At 71.3% G+C, this 17,506-nt stretch carries 16 protein-coding genes; 13 read left to right on the top strand and 3 right to left on the bottom strand.

What is annotated here, in order from left to right:
* Nucleotides 1-128: 128 nt before the first annotated feature.
* Nucleotides 129-623 (bottom strand): inorganic diphosphatase, encoded by a 495-nt coding sequence (locus IF20_RS16855; RefSeq protein WP_030260327.1) that lies wholly within the window; start codon nt 621-623, stop codon nt 129-131.
* A gap of 86 nt (nt 624-709) precedes the next feature.
* On the opposite strand from IF20_RS16855, the gene dacB reads away from it, so the two are divergent.
* The 7 genes from dacB to IF20_RS39975 all read left to right on the top strand — a co-directional run bounded on the left by dacB (nt 710) and on the right by IF20_RS39975 (nt 9,147).
* Complete coding sequence (dacB, locus tag IF20_RS16850) at nt 710-2,308, top strand: D-alanyl-D-alanine carboxypeptidase/D-alanyl-D-alanine endopeptidase (protein WP_052866025.1); 1,599 nt, start codon at nt 710-712, stop codon at nt 2,306-2,308.
* An 87-nt stretch (nt 2,309-2,395) separates the two neighbouring features.
* Entirely contained in the window at nt 2,396-3,538 is a 1,143-nt protein-coding gene (locus tag IF20_RS16845; protein ID WP_052866024.1) for a zinc-dependent metalloprotease, read from the top strand.
* Nucleotides 3,539-3,798: 260 nt separating this feature from the next.
* The gene (gene tilS / locus IF20_RS16840; protein ID WP_052866023.1) at nt 3,799-4,812 is read left to right on the top strand and encodes a tRNA lysidine(34) synthetase TilS; all 1,014 of its coding nucleotides are present in this window, start codon (nt 3,799-3,801) and stop codon (nt 4,810-4,812) included.
* 77 nt (nt 4,813-4,889) lie between these two features.
* Nucleotides 4,890-5,429, top strand: a complete 540-nt coding sequence (gene hpt / locus IF20_RS16835) for a hypoxanthine phosphoribosyltransferase (protein WP_052866409.1) — start codon at nt 4,890-4,892, stop codon at nt 5,427-5,429.
* A 270-nt stretch (nt 5,430-5,699) separates the two neighbouring features.
* Nucleotides 5,700-7,721 (top strand): ATP-dependent zinc metalloprotease FtsH, encoded by a 2,022-nt coding sequence (gene ftsH / locus IF20_RS16830; protein ID WP_052866022.1) that lies wholly within the window; start codon nt 5,700-5,702, stop codon nt 7,719-7,721.
* A 122-nt stretch (nt 7,722-7,843) separates the two neighbouring features.
* Nucleotides 7,844-8,449, top strand: coding sequence for a GTP cyclohydrolase I FolE (gene folE / locus IF20_RS16825; RefSeq protein WP_052866021.1), 606 nt, complete (start codon nt 7,844-7,846; stop codon nt 8,447-8,449).
* Nucleotides 8,450-8,913: 464 nt separating this feature from the next.
* Nucleotides 8,914-9,147, top strand: coding sequence for a hypothetical protein (locus IF20_RS39975; RefSeq protein ID WP_052866020.1), 234 nt, complete (start codon nt 8,914-8,916; stop codon nt 9,145-9,147).
* 151 nt (nt 9,148-9,298) lie between these two features.
* On the opposite strand, the gene IF20_RS16815 is transcribed toward IF20_RS39975, so the two are convergent.
* On the bottom strand, nt 9,299-10,396 hold the full coding sequence (locus IF20_RS16815; protein WP_052866019.1) for an alpha/beta hydrolase: 1,098 nt from the start codon (nt 10,394-10,396) through the stop codon (nt 9,299-9,301).
* Nucleotides 10,397-10,552: 156 nt separating this feature from the next.
* Between IF20_RS16815 and IF20_RS16810 the strand changes: the two genes are divergently transcribed.
* The 6 genes from IF20_RS16810 to IF20_RS16785 all read left to right on the top strand — a co-directional run bounded on the left by IF20_RS16810 (nt 10,553) and on the right by IF20_RS16785 (nt 15,895).
* Nucleotides 10,553-12,400, top strand: a complete 1,848-nt coding sequence (locus IF20_RS16810) for a phosphatidylglycerol lysyltransferase domain-containing protein (RefSeq protein WP_052866018.1) — start codon at nt 10,553-10,555, stop codon at nt 12,398-12,400.
* Nucleotides 12,401-12,554: 154 nt separating this feature from the next.
* Nucleotides 12,555-13,436 (top strand): dihydropteroate synthase, encoded by an 882-nt coding sequence (gene folP / locus IF20_RS16805; protein ID WP_052866017.1) that lies wholly within the window; start codon nt 12,555-12,557, stop codon nt 13,434-13,436.
* A 137-nt stretch (nt 13,437-13,573) separates the two neighbouring features.
* Nucleotides 13,574-14,062: a nuclear transport factor 2 family protein gene (locus IF20_RS16800; RefSeq protein WP_052866016.1), complete on the top strand. Its 489-nt coding sequence runs from the start codon at nt 13,574-13,576 to the stop codon at nt 14,060-14,062.
* Between the two features lie 285 nt (nt 14,063-14,347).
* The gene (folB, locus tag IF20_RS16795; RefSeq protein ID WP_030260356.1) at nt 14,348-14,707 is read left to right on the top strand and encodes a dihydroneopterin aldolase; all 360 of its coding nucleotides are present in this window, start codon (nt 14,348-14,350) and stop codon (nt 14,705-14,707) included.
* Nucleotides 14,704-15,297, top strand: coding sequence for a 2-amino-4-hydroxy-6-hydroxymethyldihydropteridine diphosphokinase (gene folK / locus IF20_RS16790; RefSeq protein WP_052866015.1), 594 nt, complete (start codon nt 14,704-14,706; stop codon nt 15,295-15,297). The genes folB and folK overlap by 4 nt, the downstream gene beginning before the upstream one ends.
* 115 nt (nt 15,298-15,412) lie before the next feature.
* Nucleotides 15,413-15,895, top strand: coding sequence for a DUF3180 domain-containing protein (locus IF20_RS16785; protein WP_052866014.1), 483 nt, complete (start codon nt 15,413-15,415; stop codon nt 15,893-15,895).
* 294 nt (nt 15,896-16,189) lie between these two features.
* Here IF20_RS16785 and IF20_RS16780 read toward each other — a convergent pair whose 3' ends face one another.
* Nucleotides 16,190-17,353 carry a betaine/proline/choline family ABC transporter ATP-binding protein gene (locus IF20_RS16780; protein ID WP_052866013.1) on the bottom strand — a complete coding sequence of 388 codons (1,164 nt, stop codon included), beginning with the start codon at nt 17,351-17,353 and terminating at the stop codon, nt 16,190-16,192.
* Nucleotides 17,354-17,506: the final 153 nt, after the last annotated feature.

Here is a 17,506-nt window from a genome sequence, read left to right as displayed (position 1 = left end):
CCCAGCGGTAGCCGGGGGAGTTTCAGGACATCCGGTACGCCGATGGGCGGACACCCGCAGGTGCCCGCCCATCGGTACCACCGGCTACCGGCGCCGGCACGTGGTCGGAAAAACCGAGCCGAACAGGCTCAGTGCTTGCCGCCCTGCGCCTCCAGGCGCTTGAAGGAGGCCTCGATCTCGGCCTCGGCCTCGCTGCGGCCCACCCAGTTGGCGCCCTCGACCGACTTGCCCGGCTCCAGGTCCTTGTAGACCTCGAAGAAGTGCTGGATCTCCAGGCGGTCGAACTCCGACACGTGGTGGATGTCGCGCAGGTGCTCCACGCGCGGGTCCGAGGCGGGGACGCACAGCAGCTTGTCGTCGCCGCCGGCCTCGTCGGTCATGCGGAACATGCCGATGGCGCGGCACTTGATGAGGCAACCCGGGAAGGTCGGCTCGTCCAGGATGACCAGCGCGTCCAGCGGGTCGCCGTCCTCGCCGAGGGTGTTCTCGACGAAGCCGTAGTCCGCCGGGTAGCTGGTCGAGGTGAAGAGTCGACGGTCCAGGCGGATCCGACCGGTCTCGTGGTCCACCTCGTACTTGTTCCGCGAACCCTTCGGGATCTCGATGGTGACGTCGAACTCCACGGGTGGCTCCTCCATGATCAACACATACGTCTGGTGATTAAGTGTCCCCCACGCAGGTGTGTGGTGGCGAAAGGGGCTGGTCCAAAGTGCCGGAGACCAGGTCGTGGCAGGTCAGGTGGGTCGGCAGGTGCCGGTCCTGCATACGGGCGGCAGCCGGCGCGGGCCGCGGCGCCGGACAGTTCGTGGCCGACGAGTGGTACTTCGCCCGTCAGTGGTGGCGAAAGACCCCTGTCCAGCGCAAACGGACGTGGCAGCTGACGGCGGGTTCCGCCGTCGCCGGTCTCGCGGTCGCGGCCGGTGCGGTCGCGGTGGCCGGTCCGTGGGACTCCGGCCAGCGTACGGCCGAGCGGGCCCGCGCCGCCCGTTGGGACGACGGAGGTGGCGAGCATCACGGTGACGGACCGGCCGCCCCGGGCGCGGCACCCGTCCTGGCGGCCCTGGGTGCCCCTGTGAAGGGCAGCGGGGACGGCGCGCCCCCGCCCACCGGCAGCGGCCTCGCGGACGCCCTGGCGCCCCTGCTGAAGGCTCCGTCGCTGGGCCCGGTCCGTACCGCCTCGGTCATGGACGTCGCCACCGGCCGCGAGGTCTTCGCCAGCCGCCCGGACCGGACCGCGACCCCGGCCTCGACGATCAAGCTCGGTACCGCCGTGGCCGCCCTCACCGCTCTCGGGCCCGACCACCGCTTCACCACGAAGGCCGTCCAGGACGGCCGCACGAAGGACGGCACCCCGAAGGTCGTCCTGGTCGGCGGCGGCGACCCCACCCTCACCGCCCGCACCCCCACGAAGGGGACGCCGGCCGCCCAGCGCCCCGCCGCCCTCGGTGACCTCGCCGCCGACACCGCCCGCGCCCTCAAGAAGCGCGGCACGGAGAAGGTCACCCTCCGTTACGACGACTCGCTGTACGAGGGACCGGTCCTGCACCCGATCGGCCCCAACGAGAACCTCGCCCCCATCACCGCCCTCACCGCCGACGAGGGCCGCCTGGACGACAGCGGCCACGGCCCCGCGCCCCGCGCCACCGACCCGTCCGCCGAGGCCGCCCGGGCCTTCGCCGACGACCTGCGCGCCCACGGCATCCACGTCACCGGCGGGACCGAGGACGCCGACGCGCGCCGCACCGCCACCCGGCTGGCCGCGGCCCGCTCCCTGCCGCTCTCCTCGATCGTCGAGCGCATGCTCACCCACAGCGACAACGACATCGCCGAGCAGCTGGCCCGGCAGACCGCCGTGGCCACCGGACAGCCCACGACCTTCAAGGGCGGCGGACGCGCCGTGCAGCGCACTCTCGGCCAGCTCCGCATCCCCGTGGCGAGGACCGCCTTCGAGGACGGCAGCGGCCTGGACCGCGACGACCGGGTCTCGGCGCGCCTGCTCTCCCACGTACTGCTGTTCGCCGCGGCGCCGGACCACCCGGAGCTGCGCCCGGTCCTCACCGGCCTCCCCGTGGCCGGCTTCACCGGCACCCTGGAGAGCCGGTACGCCGACGAGGCCGCCGGCGCCGGTGCCGTACGCGCCAAGACCGGCACGCTCACCGGCGTGAACACCCTCGCCGGCACGGTCGTCGACGCCGACGGCCGCCTGCTGACCTTCGCCTTCATGACCAACGGCGCGAGCGACGGCATCGCGGCGCAGCAGTCCCTCGACCGGCTCGCCTCGGCGGTGGCCAACTGCGGCTGCCGGTGACCCCGGTACCGCAGACGGGACGACCGGGTACCGCCGCTCGCCGCGAATCGGCTACCCCCCGGCCGGGCGCACCCGTACCGTGAAGTCATGACGAGCATCGGTGGTGCCGAGATGGTCGACTGGAATCTCGCGGTGACGACCGCTTCCCGCTTCGTACGGCCAGGCCCTGAGGTGAGCCGCGACGAGGCCCGCGCGGTCGTCGCCGAGCTGCGCCGGCACGCCAAGGCCGCCGAGGAGCACGTACGGGCGTTCACCCGCATGACGCCGCCCGGCGGCGCGGACGCGATCCACGACACGCCCGTACTGGTCGTGGACCGGCCCGGCTGGATCCGCGCCAACGTGGCCGGCTTCCGCGCCGTACTGAAGCCACTGCTGGAGAAGATGCAGGAGCGCCGCTCCTCGCTCCCCGGCGGCGCGGTGATAGGCGCGGTCGGCGGCAAGGTCACCGGCGTGGAGCTGGGCATGCTGCTGTCGTTCCTGGCGTCCCGCGTACTCGGCCAGTACGAAACGTTCGCGCCGCCCACCCGGGACCTCCCGGCGGGCGCCCGGGGCGGCCGGCTGCTGCTCGTCGCGCCGAACATCGTCCACGTCGAACGCGAGCTGGAAGTGGCGCCGCACGACTTCCGGCTGTGGGTCTGCCTGCACGAAGAGACGCACCGTACGCAGTTCACCGCGGTGCCGTGGCTGCGCGACCACATCGAGGGCGAGGTGCAGGCGTTCCTCGCCGAGACCGAGATCGACCCGGGCACGCTCCTGGAGAGGCTGCGCGAGGCCGCCCAGTCGCTCGCCGGCGCCCGGCCCGAGGGCGAGACGGGCGAGGACGGCGGCCGCAGCATCGTCGACCTCGTGCAGACCAGGGCGCAGCGCGAGATCCTCGGCCGGCTGACCGCCGTGATGTCCCTGCTGGAGGGGCACGCCGACTACGTCATGGACGGCGTGGGTCCGCAGGTCGTGCCGTCGGTGACGGAGATCCGGGAGAAGTTCCAGCAGCGCCGGGCGAGCGGCGCGGGCCGTCTGGACCAGGCGCTGCGCAAGCTGCTGGGCCTGGACGCCAAGCTGCGCCAGTACCGCGACGGCGAGCGCTTCGTGCGGGCCGTCGTCGACGAGGTCGGCATGGACGGCTTCAACCGTGTGTGGACCTCGCCGAACACGCTCCCGACCAAGCAGGAGATCGCCAAACCGGCGGACTGGGTCGCGCGGGTGCATCGCAAGGCGGACGGTGCGCCGTAGAAACGCGGAGTCATATGGACGCGCCGTAGGACAGACGAACGCACCCTCAATCACCCTTCTGAGGGACCGTGGCTCGGGGAGAGGCGTGCAATGCTCGGGTAACTGCTCATCTCTGTCACCATCGAGACACTCTGAGTGACCGCCCCGGGGGCCGCCCGGCACGCTCCCCCTCGGCGCTCGCTCCCGAGATGCTCCCGGTGGGCCGGACGGCACGCGCCGCCCGGCCCGTGGCTCCCCCAGCTGAACGATTGGAAACGGACATGGGTCCCCATCCAGCGGTCGCCGCAATACGCCTGGCGGTCCGCCGCGTACTCCACGACGTCCTGACGTCCCACAACCGGCGGTCCGGCCCTGACGCCCCGCCACCTCTGGTGCTCGCCGCCTGTTCCGGCGGCGCAGACTCCATGGCGCTCGCCTCCGCGCTCGCCTTCGAAGCCCCGCGCCTCGGTGTCCGCGCGGGCGGCGTCACGGTCGACCACGGCCTCCAGGACGGCTCCGACACCCGGGCCGCCGAGGTCGTCCTCCGGATGCAGGCGCTCCGGCTGGACCCTGTCGAGGCCGTCACCGTCGAGGTGGGCAGGGACGGCGGCCCCGAAGCGGCCGCCCGCGACGCCCGGTACGCCGCCCTGGACGACGCCGCCCGGCGGTACGGCGCGGACGCCGTCCTCCTCGGCCACACCCGCGACGACCAGGCCGAGACCGTGCTCCTCGGCCTCGCCCGCGGCTCCGGGACCCGCTCGCTGTCCGGCATGGCCGCCGTCTCCGGCGCCGACGGCCGGTACCGCCGCCCGTTCCTCGGCATCGACCGGCAGACCGCCCGCAAGGCCTGTCTGATCCAGTCGCTGCCCGTATGGGTCGACCCGCACAACACGGACCCCTCGTACACCCGCTCCCGACTCCGCCACGAGGGCCTGCCCGCCCTGGAGAAGGCCCTCGGCAAGGGCGTCGTCGAAGCCCTCGCCCGGACGGCCCAGCTCTCCCGCGACGATGCCGACGCGCTGGACTCCTGGGCCACGGAGGCCGAGCGCGGCGTGGCCGATGCCACCGGCGCGCTGGACGTCGCCGCGCTCTACGCACTGCCCGCCGCGGTCCGCCGCCGAGTGCTCCGCCGAGCCCTGCTGCGCGCCGGTTCACCTGCAGGTTCGCTCTTCGCCCGGCACGTCGAGGAAGTCGACCGGCTGATCACCGCCTGGCGCGGCCAGGGAGCGATCGACCTCCCCGGGCTGGTGGGTGTGCGACGGCAGGGTGGCAAACTGGTCATCCGGCAGGGCTGAGCCGCGCGGGACCGCCCGGCCGGACGAGTCACATGACACCGAACCGAGCGAGAGTGGCACGGGTGGACGACAAGGACATGGGTTCCGACCTTCAGTCGGTGCTCATCACCAAAGAAGAGATCGACGCGAAGCTGGCCGAGCTGGCCGCGAAGATCGACGCGGAGTACGCGGGCAAGGAGCTGCTCATCGTCGGCGTCCTGAAGGGCGCCGTGATGGTGATGGCGGACCTGGCGCGTGCGCTGTCCACCCCCGTCACGATGGACTGGATGGCCGTGTCGTCGTACGGCGCGGGCACCCAGTCCTCGGGCGTGGTCCGGATCCTCAAGGACCTGGACACCGACATCAAGGGCAAGCACGTCCTGATCGTCGAGGACATCATCGACTCCGGCCTGACGCTGTCCTGGCTGCTGTCGAACCTCGGCTCGCGCGAGCCGGCCTCGCTGGAGGTCTGCACGCTGCTGCGCAAGCCGGACGCCGCGAAGGTCGACATCGACGTGAAGTGGATCGGCTTCGACATCCCCAACGAATTCGTCGTGGGTTACGGCCTGGACTTCGCCGAGAAGTACCGCAACCTGCCGTTCGTCGGTACGCTCGCGCCGCACGTCTACGGCGGCTGACGCCCCGTCGGCAGCGGCGGACAGGGCCCGGAAAGCCGCTCGCGCCGGACGGCGGGAACCCTTTGCGGCCTCCCGCCGTTGGAGCAGGGAGGACGGAATCCCGGACGCATTGTTCACCACGGGCAGCGGCGTCGGGTGACAATGCTGGGGTACCGTCCGAAGGTCAGTCTTTTTCGGGCCAGTAATACACCGTACGCACGACCAGACCTCCCCGAGGGCTGGAGTGCCTCACTGTGGCAGGAGGGACGGGGCCTTTAGGGCTCCGTATGGATGGACGTGAAGCGATACTTCCGTGGGCCGGTCATGTGGATCGTGCTGGCCGTCCTCGCCGTGGTCGTGTTGATGCAGGTCGTCAGTTCGTCCGGCGGCTACAAGACGGTGGACACCGGTCAGGTCGTCAAGGCGATCACGGACAACAAGGTCAAGTCCGCCGAGCTGACCACCGGCGACGAAATGAAGATCAAGGTCGAGCTCTCCGGCAGCAACAAGGTCGAGGGCTCCGACAAGATCCAGTCGAGCTACATCGGCGACCAGGGCGTCGAGCTCGCCAAGACCCTGCAGGCCAAGTACCAGACGGGCGACATCAAGGACGGGTACACCGTCTCGCCGCAGAAGCAGAGCCCCTTCGTGGGCATGCTGCTCTCGCTGCTGCCGTTCGTGCTGATCGTCGTCGTCTTCCTGTTCCTGATGAATCAGATGCAGGGCGGCGGCTCCCGGGTCATGAACTTCGGCAAGTCCAAGGCGAAGCTCATCACCAAGGACACCCCGAAGACGACGTTCTCGGACGTCGCCGGGTCGGACGAGGCCGTCGAGGAGCTCCACGAGATCAAGGAGTTCCTGCAGGAGCCGGCGAAGTTCCAGGCCGTAGGTGCCAAGATCCCCAAGGGCGTGCTGCTGTACGGCCCGCCCGGTACGGGCAAGACGCTCCTCGCGCGCGCCGTCGCGGGCGAGGCGGGCGTGCCCTTCTACTCGATCTCCGGCTCCGACTTCGTCGAGATGTTCGTGGGTGTCGGCGCCTCGCGCGTCCGTGACCTCTTCGAGCAGGCCAAGGCGAACGCCCCGGCGATCGTCTTCGTCGACGAGATCGACGCCGTCGGCCGGCACCGCGGTGCGGGCCTGGGCGGTGGCCACGACGAGCGCGAGCAGACGCTGAACCAGCTGCTCGTCGAGATGGACGGCTTCGACGTGAAGGGCGGCGTCATCCTGATCGCCGCCACGAACCGGCCCGACATCCTCGACCCGGCGCTGCTGCGCCCGGGCCGCTTCGACCGGCAGATCGCCGTCGACCGCCCCGACATGCAGGGCCGTCTGGAGATCCTCAAGGTCCACCAGAAGGGCAAGCCGGTCGCGCCCGACGTCGACCTCGGCGCGGTCGCCCGTCGTACGCCGGGCTTCACGGGCGCGGACCTGAGCAACGTCCTCAACGAGGCCGCGCTGCTCACCGCCCGCAGCGACAAGAAGCTGATCGACAACCACTTCCTGGACGAGGCGATCGACCGGGTCGTGGCGGGGCCGCAGAAGCGGACTCGGATCATGTCGGACAAGGAAAAGAAGATCACCGCGTACCACGAGGGCGGACACGCCCTGGTCGCGGCGGCCTCCCCGAACTCCGATCCGGTCCACAAGATCACGATCCTGTCCCGCGGCCGTGCCCTCGGCTACACGATGGTGCTCCCGGACGAGGACAAGTACTCCACCACGCGCAATGAAATGCTCGACCAGCTGGCGTACATGCTGGGCGGCCGCGCGGCGGAGGAGCTGGTCTTCCACGACCCGACGACGGGCGCGGCGAACGACATCGAGAAGGCGACCGCCACGGCCCGCGCGATGGTCACGCAGTACGGCATGACCGAGCGGCTCGGCGCGATCAAGTTCGGCTCGGACAACGGTGAGCCTTTCCTCGGCCGCGAGATGTCCCACCAGCGCGACTACTCCGAAGAGGTCGCCGCGCTGGTCGACGAAGAGGTCAAGAAGCTCATCGAGACCGCGCACAACGAGGCGTGGGAGATCCTGGTCGAGAACCGCGACGTCCTCGACAACCTCGTCCTGGCCCTCCTGGAGAAGGAGACCTTGGGCAAGGAGGAGATCGCCGAGATCTTCAAGCACATCGTGAAGCGCCCGTCCCGCCCCGCGTGGACCGGCTCCTCACGGCGTACGCCGTCCACCCGCCCGCCGGTGCTCGCACCGAAGGAGCTGGCGGCGGCCAACGGCGCGACGTCCGTGACGCCGACCGTCTCGACGGAGAAGACCGAGCTCCCGGAGGACTCCGGCAGCGGCAGCAGCGAGGCCTGACGGCCGACCGGCTCGCCGGCCGCCACACCGGCCCCGGAATGAATGCCGCGCCCCCCAGGTTCTAGCCTGGGGGGCGCGGCATTCCGCGTTCGTAGCGGAATGGAGAAGGAACGAGGCACGAGATGACCGACCCGGTGAGCCTGGACGGCGACGGCAAGATCGGCGAGTTCGACGAGAAGCGCGCCGAGAACGCCGTGCGCGAACTCCTGATCGCGGTCGGAGAGGACCCGGACCGCGAAGGCCTTCTGGAAACGCCGGCGCGGGTGGCGCGGGCGTACAAGGAGATCCTGGCCGGTCTCCGACAGGAGCCGGAGGATGTCCTCACCACGACCTTCGATCTCGGGCACGACGAGATGGTCCTCGTCAAGGACATCGAGATCGTCTCGCTCTGCGAACATCATCTTCTGCCATTCCATGGCGTGGCGCACGTCGGGTACATCCCGGCCGACAGCGGGAAGATCACGGGGCTGTCGAAGCTCGCCCGCCTGGTCGAGGTCTACGCCCGCCGCCCGCAGGTGCAGGAGCGACTCACCACGCAGATCGCGGACTCCTTGATGCGCATCCTCGAAGCACGCGGTGCGATCGTCGTCATCGAGGCCGAGCACATGTGCATGTCGGTACGGGGAATCCGCAAGCCGGGCGCCAAGACGACCACCTCGGCCGTACGGGGCCAGCTGCGCGATGCCACGACCCGGTCCGAGGCGATGAGCCTGATACTGGCTCGATAGCCGGACTGTCAGTGGCAGACCGTAGCGTCCTTGCTCAGTGGGAAGGCCACTGAGCAAGGGGGAGCACAGTGCGGGGTGGGCTGCCGAGCAAGCAGATGGTCAATGCGGTCGGGGGTCGTCGCCGGGCGGGGAGCATCCGCGCGGGCGAGGAACTCTGGACGCTCGACGGGCGAAGAACGGTCCGGACCACGGTGACCGGCGTCTCGATGGCCAAAAAATCGTCCCTGGGTACGATCTCGGCTATGTGATCGGCGCCACGTGTGCGGACGGTACGGTCGGCAGAAACTACGTGTCGCTTGTCGTGAACGAGGAACTCTTCGCCACGAACTACGCCACCTGCCTCTGCGCGGCCACGGGTCTGGATCCGCGGATCGAGCGGATCTCCCGGCCGTCCGGCTATCTGGGGCGTGATCTGCCCGGCTTCCGGGTGCGGGTCGTCTCCTCGTACCTGGCGGCGGCAGTACGTGGGCGGCGACGCGCACCGCATGCGGCAGCGTTTTCCGCGCGTCGTGCTGCGCGATATGGCGACCTTCGAGGGATTCCTCGACGGCTACTGCGACGGCGACGGCCACCGGCTCGGGCGGTGGGACGCGCGGGTCGTGGCGCACGGCGCAAAGCCGTACACGGTGTATGCCTACCGCCTGGATCCGTATCCCACCTTTCTGGTCAACGGTCATCTGGTGTCCTCCCCGTCGTGAGGAGGCCCGAAAGTCGTCCGCCGTCCCCGGGTGCCGCGCCGTTTCGCCTGCGGCGGGCGTTGCCGCTGCGCGGGGCTTTGACGTCACGGTGCCCGCCCCCTCCCGTCGGTGGTGGGTGAAAAGACGGGTCGGTGGGGGCCGAGCTCGTGGTTCAGGGGCTCAGGTGGCTGGACAGCCAGGTGAGGGCCGGGGGGATTTCTCGGCGCCAGGTGTTGAAGTTGTGGCCGCCGCTTTCGAGGATTATCGAGGAGACCCGGGTGGGGGCCTTGGTCTGCTTTATGAAGCGTGTGGTGTCGGCGTAGTTGGTCTCGCCCTGCTTGCTGGTGGTGACCAGCAGGTTCACCGGCGGGGGCGGCAGGTGGCGCTGGCGCCAGAGCAGGTCGTTCTCGCGCTGGAGCTGGGCGTTGCCGGCGAAGAGGTCGCCGGTGGTGGGGTCGATCGGGGCCTTGTAGTAGCCGGAGAGGGCGACGGCCGACGAGAAGGCCTCCGGGTGGCGCATGGTCATTTTGAGGGCGCAGTAGCCGCCGGTGGAGTCGCCGATGACGCCCCAGTTGCGGGCCTGTGTGCCGGTTCGGTAGTGGGCTGCTATGTCCGCGCGGAGTTCCTTGGTGAAGAACGTTTCGGTCTGCGGGCCGTTCGGTATGTCCATGCATTCCGTGTCGCGGGGCGGGGCGACCGTGGGGCGCATCATGACCAGGATCGTGGGCTGCATCTTTCCCTTGGCGACGAGGCGGCGTTCCGTCTGGGGGTAGTGCAGCTTGGAGTAGAGCGCCTCGGCCGTGCCCGGGTAGCCGGTGAGGACGACGGCCGTGGGGAAACGCTTCTGCGCGTACCGGTGCTGGAAGTACTCCGGCGGCAGGTACACGTACGCCGGGCTCGTGATGCCGGTCCCGTCGCCCCGTACGAGAACCTTGTCCAGCCGGCCGGCGACCTCCGCGCGCCGGTTGTCGTGCGGGAGGCCGGTCCGTTCGATGCCCTGGCGGTTCGTGGAGTGGTCGACCACCACGCCGGTCTCGGTCTCCTGGCCGAGCAGGTCGGCCCAGGACGCGTAGAAGCCGAAGGCGTTGTTGACCAGGAGTCCGACGGAGGCGAAGAGGGCCAGCTGGGTCGCCAGCAGCAGGCCGATCCGGCCCGTCACGGCGCGCCAGGTGCGGCGCGCGAGCCGCGGCCAGAGCAGCACGGTGGCGGCGAAGAGTGCCACCGCGAGCAGCACGGTGAGCAGCAGAACGGTCTTACTGGTGAGGTCCATGTCCACTTCCTGCCGGGTGGCCGGACGGTCCGGCCACCTGATGGAACCCGGGGCCCGGAAGCGCCGTCCTACAGGGCGCAAATTGTCCAGCTGATGGCGACTGATGCTCCGCGTGCTGAAGACCAGGCGACCTGAGGAGCGGGCGACGGGAAAGTGATGTCTGACAGGCTAGATGGCGAAAAGTCCGGACAGGTTGCGTGGCGTCGCGCACGCTGGGTGCGGGGGCCGCGCCCGGAAGCGGTGCCCACGGCCGTGGGCACGGCCTGCACGCTGATCGGTCTGCTCAACGTGGCGGCGGGGGTGTTCCCACGCTTCCGGCACAGCCGTATGCATGCGCTGGCGGAGGTGCTGCCGGGCGCGGTGAGCCCGCTGGCCGCGGCCGCTTCGATCGTGGTGGGCCTGCTGCTCCTGTTGCTGGCGCACGGGCTGAAGCGGCGCAAGCGGCGGGCGTGGGTCGCGGCCGTGGCGCTGCTCCCGCTGGGCGCCGTGGCGCAGTTCGTGTACCGCCACTCCGTTTTCGGAGCGGTGCTCTCGCTGGCGCTGCTGGCCTACCTCGTACGGCACCGGCGGGAGTTCGCCGCGCTGCCGGACCCGCGCAGCCGCTGGAAGGCGCTGCTGAACTTCGTCGTGCTCGGCGGCGTGAGCATCGCGCTGGGCATGGTGATCGTCAATTCCCATCCGGACCGCACCGTCGGTGACCCGTCGGTCTGGGCGGAGCTGCAGCACGTCCTGGTCGGCCTGTTCGGCTTCGAAGGCCCGGTGGCGTACACCCACCACGTCGACTACACCGTCGGCTACTCCCTGGGCGCGCTCGGCCTGCTGACGCTGGGCACCACCGCGTACCTGGCCTTCCGGCCCGAGCAGCCCGTGGCGCGGCTCACCGAGGAGGACGAGGAGCGGCTGCGGGGGCTGCTGGCCAAGCACGGCCGCCGGGACTCCCTCGGTCACTTCGCGCTGCGCCGGGACAAGGGCGCGGTCTTCTCGCCGAGTGGCAAGGCGGCCGTCTGCTACCGCGTCGTCTCCGGCGTGATGCTGGCCAGCGGCGACCCCATCGGGGACGTCGAGGCGTGGCCCGGCGCGATCGAGCGCTTCATGGAGGAGGCCAGGGCGCACTCCTGGACGCCGGCGGTGATGGGCTGTTCCGAGACCGGCGGCGAGGTCTGGACCCGGGAGACCGGCCTGGACGCGCTGGAGCTGGGCGACGAGGCCATCGTCGACGTGGCGGACTTCACGCTCTCCGGGCGCGCGATGCGCAACGTACGGCAGATGGTCAAGCGCATCGAGCGGAACGGGTACGAGACCCGGGTGCGCCGGGTGGCCGAGCTGTCCGAGAAGGAGATCCAGGCGGTCCAGCGGGCGGCCGAGGACTGGCGGGGCACCGACACCGAGCGCGGCTTCTCGATGGCGCTGGGCCGGATCGGCGACGAGCGGGACGGGGACGCGGTGATCGCCACCGCGCACCGGGCGCCCGAGGAGGGCGAGGCCGAGGGCCCGTACGGGGACCTGAAGGCCGTGCTGCACTTCGTGCCGTGGGGCACGGACGGCATGTCGCTGGATCTGATGCGGCGCGACCGGAGCGCCGACCCCGGCATGAACGAGCTGCTGATCGTTGCCGCCCTGCAGGCCGCGCCGAAGCTGGACGTGGCCCGGGTGTCGCTGAACTTCGCGATGTTCCGCTCGGCGCTGGCCCGCGGCGAGAAGCTGGGTGCGGGGCCGGTGCTGCGGACCTGGCGCGGGCTCCTGGTGTTCCTCTCGCGCTGGTTCCAGATCGAGTCGCTGTACAAGTTCAACGCCAAGTTCCAGCCCCGCTGGGAGCCGCGCTTCGTGGTCTTCCGGGCCACCCGCGACCTGCCGCGGATCGGCTTCGCCGCGATGCAGGCCGAGGGCTTCGTGCAGCTGGGGCTGCCCCGGCTGCTGCGCCGGCGGAGCGCGCAGCCGGTGGCCCGTCCCTGTGCGCACCAGCACACGGGGCTGCGCGGCGCGTCGGTCGAGCGGGCCGCCTGAGCCGGCGGGCGGGCGCGGTGCCGTCCGGGAACGGTCGCCATGGGGGCGGCCGGGTGCACAGACAGACGTACGCGTGTGCCCTTACGTCCGCGTTCGCCCAGGTACGTGGGGTGCGCGGGGCGAGGGGACCGGCCACAACGCCTAGGCTGGAAGTATGAGTACCTTGCGTGGCCGGGTGGCCGGTCTGCCCGAGTGGGACCGGTGCGCGGTCATGGGTGTGGTCAATGTGACCCCTGACTCGTTCTCCGACGGCGGCGACTGGTTCGACACCGACCTGGCCGTCAAGCACGGCCTGGACCTGGTGGCTCAGGGGGCCGACCTGGTGGACGTGGGCGGCGAGTCGACCCGGCCCGGTGCCGCGCGGGTGGACGAGGCCGAGGAGCTGCGCCGGGTGATCCCGGTCGTACGGGAGCTGGCCGCCGCCGGCGTCGCGATCTCCGTGGACACCATGCGGGCCACCGTCGCCGAGCAGGCCCTGCAGGCGGGTGCGCGCCTGGTCAACGACGTCAGCGCGGGCGCCGCCGACCCGGCGATGATCCCGGTGGTGGCGGCCGCCAACGCGCCGTTCGTGGTCATGCACTGGCGCGGCCAGTCCGTCGACATGAACGACCGGGCGGTCTACGACGACGTGGTCGGCGAGGTCGTGGCCGAGCTGCGGGTCGCCATGGACCGGGCGGTGGCCGGGGGGATCGATCCCGAGCGCATCGTGATCGACCCGGGGCTGGGCTTCGCCAAGCAGGCCGAGCACGATCTCGCGCTGGTCGCGGGCCTGGAGCGGCTGCACGAGCTGGGCCGGCCGTTGCTGGTGGCCGCCTCGCGGAAGCGGTTCCTGGGGCGGGTGCTGGCCGGCGCCGGCGCCTCCGCCACGGTGCCGCCGGCCCGGGAGCGGGACGCGGCGACGGCGGCGATCACCGCGCTGTCGGCGCGCGAGGGCGCCTGGGCGGTGCGCGTGCACGAAGTACGGGCGAGCGCCGACGCGGTACGGGTGGCCCGCGCCGTGGAGGCCGCGCGTTCCGGGGCTCCCGGCGCGGCGTAGAACGGGGCCGGGCAGGGCACAGGGCAGCCAGGCGGCGCACGGGGCCTCCGGTGCCCGCCGCAGGCACGTATCCGTGCGCGTGCCTGCGCACGTCCAGTAGTACGCACGAGGACCACGACGGGAGCGGTGTGAGCGGATTGAGCCCACGTACGGACATCGAGCTGGTGGAGCAGGCCAACACCGCTTTCTACGAGGCCATCGAGCGCGGTGATCATGAGGCGATGTCCGAGCTGTGGCTGGACGGCCAGGTCAGTGTCGTGCATCCTGGCTGGCCGGTGCTGCGCGGCCGCAGTGAAGTGCTGCGCTCCTATGCGCTGATCATGGCGAACACCGAGTACATCCAGTTCTTCCTCACCGACGTGGAGATCGACGTGGTGGCCGACACCGCGCTCGTGACCTGCACGGAGAACATCCTCAGCGGCGGCCCCGCCGAGGAGGACGGCTCGGTGGGGCCGCTGATCGGCCAGCTGGTCGTGGCCACCAACGTCTTCCGGCGCACGGAGGACGGCTGGCGGGTGTGGTCGCACCACGGGTCGCCGGTGCTCGCCGACCGGGACGACGAGGACGACGAGGAGGGTCCCGACGACGAGGACGACGGCGTGGGCGGACTGCCGGGCGGGCTGTGAGGCCCGGGCCGGGAGTCAGCGGCCGGGGTCAGCGGGGTGATCGGTGGCGCACTCGTTCGAGCCAAGTCGTACCCGGGTAGGGGTGGAGCGCGGGGCCGTGGGGTAAGTGGCCGCGCGGGCGGGGACTCGGCTGTGCAGCAGCTGTGCGGGGCGCCTGTCCAGGGCACCCGTGAGCGAGCGCTGTCAGTGCTCGCAGGTAAATTCGATGACCGGGTGGAGTGCCGGACGATGTCCGGCGCGTGCCCGTTCATCCGACGATCAGTGGTACCAGTGGGAGTGATTCGCGTGGACCGTGTCGCGCTGCGTGGGCTGAAGGCCCGGGGGCACCACGGGGTGTTCGCCCAGGAACGCGAGGCGGGCCAGGCGTTCGTCGTGGACCTGGTGCTCGGCCTGGACACCCGTCCCGCGGCGGCGACCGACGACCTCGCGAAGACCGTGCACTACGGAATCGTGGCGGAGGAGGTCGTGGCGATCGTCGAGGGCGAGCCCGTCGACCTCATCGAGACGCTCGCGGAGCGGATCGCCGCACAGTGCCTGAAGCACCAGGGGGTGGAGGAGGTCGAGGTCGTCGTCCACAAGCCCGACGCCCCGATCACGGTCCCCTTTGACGACGTGACCATCACCATCACCCGGAGCCGAGTATGACCAGCAGTGACCCGACCGTACAGCCGGTGCCCGCTTCCGTGGTGGAGCAGGTCGACGCGGCGGACGTGACGCTCACCAACCCCAAGCGCGCCGTGATCTCCCTCGGGAGCAACCTCGGCAACCGCCTGGAGACGCTGCAGGGCGCCGTCGACGCCCTGGAGGACACCCCGGGCGTGCGGGTGAAAGCCGTTTCGCCGGTGTACGAGACCGAGCCGTGGGGCGTCGACCCGGGCACCCAGCCGACGTACTTCAACGCCGTGGTGATCGTGAAGACGACGCTGCCCCCGGACTCGCTCCTGGAGCGCGGCCACGCGATCGAGGAGGCCTTCGAGCGGGTGCGGGACGAGCGCTGGGGCCCGCGCACCATCGACGTGGACATCGTCGCGTACCAGGACGTCGTCTCCCAGGACCCGGTGCTCACCCTCCCGCACCCGCGCGCCCACGAGCGTGCCTTCGTCCTCGTGCCGTGGCACGACATCGACCCCGAGGCCAAGGTGCCCGGGCACGGCCCGGTGGCCGAGCTGCTGGACGCGCTCGGCCGGGACGGCGTCGCGGCCCGCGCCGACCTGGAACTGCGGCTGCCCGAGTGATCGTTGTCCTGACGGCCCGCGAGGGCCCGTGAGGGATGATGGTCCGGTGGACAGGATGGCCGCCGCGCCCGGAGCGGCGCGTGCGGCCAGGACGGTGTGAGGGGCGAAAAGCTCGGTGAAGCAGCTACGGATCAAGGTGCTGGTCGGGCTGTTCGTGGTGGCGGGCGTGCTGGCGTGGGCCGGCGCCCGTTTGTGGGACGCGCTCGGCAGCCTGCCCAGCGTGCCGCTGGCGGCGCCGATCGTGCTGGCGCTGATCGCCGCGGTGCTGGCCGCGACGGCCCTGTCGCTGCGCAGCCGCCTGAAGGCTCAGCGGGACCGGGTGCCGGGCGCCAAGGGCGTCGAGCCGATGATGGCGGCCAGAGCCGTGCTGTTCGGCCAGGCGAGCGCGCTGGTCGCCGCGCTCGTGAGCGGGCTGTACGGCGGCGTCGCGGTCTTCCTGCTGACCTCGGGCTCGGCGGGCCTGGGCCGGACCGACGAGACGGTGTACGCCGGCCTGTCGGTACTGGCGGGCATCGCGGTGGTCGCGGCCGCGGTCTTCCTGGAGCGCGTCTGCAAGCTCCCGGACGATGACGACGAGGCGGGCGCGGCGGCGGCGTAGACCTCACGGTGGCGTAGGCCCTGCGTGCGGCGGCGTAGGGCCCTGCGGGGCGGCGGCGTAGGCCCTGCGGGCGGTCTCGGCCGGCGCGGGCGGTGCCGGCCGCGCCACCCTTTCGAGCGCAGTCGGCTCGGCGCGAGTTCGCCGGTGGTCACCCCTGGGTAACCCCCGAGGTGGGGGAGCCTGGAGCTGCACCTGTAAGCGCAGCCCCCCGCGTGCCCCGCGTGCCGCGAGCGCCCCGCCTGCTCCGTGTGCCCCGTTCGCCCCTCGCGCCCCGTCCGCCCCGTCCGTGGTGCGTCAGGCGTCCAGGACCGTCTGGAGCTCCACGTCGGCGCGGGAGATGTTCGCCGCGTCCGCCGTGGTCGAGCGGCGCAGCGCCTCGTGCAGCCGGCCCGGGGTGAGGACGCCGAGGAAGCGGTCGCCGTCCAGGACCGCGATCCAGCCCGCGTCGTGCTGCAGCATCGTGCTGAACGCCTGCTTCAGCGGCGCGCCGACCGGCAGCCAGGCCTCCATGCGCCGGGCGTGCTCGCGGACCGTCCCGTCCTCCGCCGCCTGTCCGAGGGCGTCGGCGGCGACCCAGCCGTGCAGCCGGTCCTCGCTGTCCAGGACGACCGCCCAGCGCGCGCCGTCCGCCGCCATCCCGGCCAGCGCGCGCCCTACGGGGTCGTCGAGGTGGAGCACCGGCGGCTGTTCCAGGTCCCCGGTCTCGATCGGCGTGACCGACAGCCGCTTCAAGCCGCGGTCGGCGCCCACGAACTCCGCTACGTACGGCGTCGCCGGCGCGCCCAGCACCGTCGCCGGAGTGTCGAACTGTTCGATGCGTCCGGAGCCGTAGACGGCGATGCGGTCCCCGAGCCGCACGGCCTCCTCGATGTCGTGCGTCACGAAGAGGACCGTCTTGTGGAGCGAGGACTGCAGGCGCAGGAACTCCGTCTGCAGGTGCTCGCGGACGACCGGGTCCACGGCGCCGAAGGGCTCGTCCATGAGGAGGACGGGCGGGTCGGCGGCGAGCGCGCGGGCCACGCCGACGCGCTGGCGCTGGCCACCGGAGAGCTGTTCGGGGTAGCGCGAGCCGTACACCGACGGGTCCAGGCCCACCAGGTCCAGCAGTTCCGCGGCTCGGGCGCGGGCCTCCTTGCGGGGCCGGCCGAGCAGGTGCGGCACCGTGGCGGTGTTGTCGAGCACGGTCTTGTGCGGGAACAGACCGATCTGCTGGATCACGTAACCGATGCGGCGGCGCAGCTCGACCGGGTCGACGGTGGCGATGTCGTCGCCGTTCAGGAAGATGCGGCCTTCGGTGGGCTCGATGAGCCGGTTGACCATCTTCATGGTCGTGGTCTTGCCGCAGCCGGACGGGCCGACGAGCGTGACGAGCTCGCCCTCCGCGACCTCGAAGGAGAGGTCGTCGACGGCGGTGGTGCCGTCCGCATAGCGCTTGGTGACGTGCTCGAAACGGATCATGCTTCCCCATTGTCGTCGGCCCGCCCGGGGCGGGATGAACGGGATGTTGCGAGTGGATGGCGGTCCGGGCCGATTGTCAGTGGCGGGGGATAGGGTCGCAGACAGTCACCGGATTTGTGAGTGAGCGGACGGGGGAGGTGACGTGGCGTGAGC

The sequence above is a fragment of the Streptomyces niger genome, assembly GCF_000718305.1.
GTDB lineage: Bacteria > Actinomycetota > Actinomycetes > Streptomycetales > Streptomycetaceae > Streptomyces > Streptomyces niger.
The sequence above is the reverse complement of the archived record's forward strand: the minus strand, read 5'-3'. Positions and strand labels throughout refer to the sequence as shown.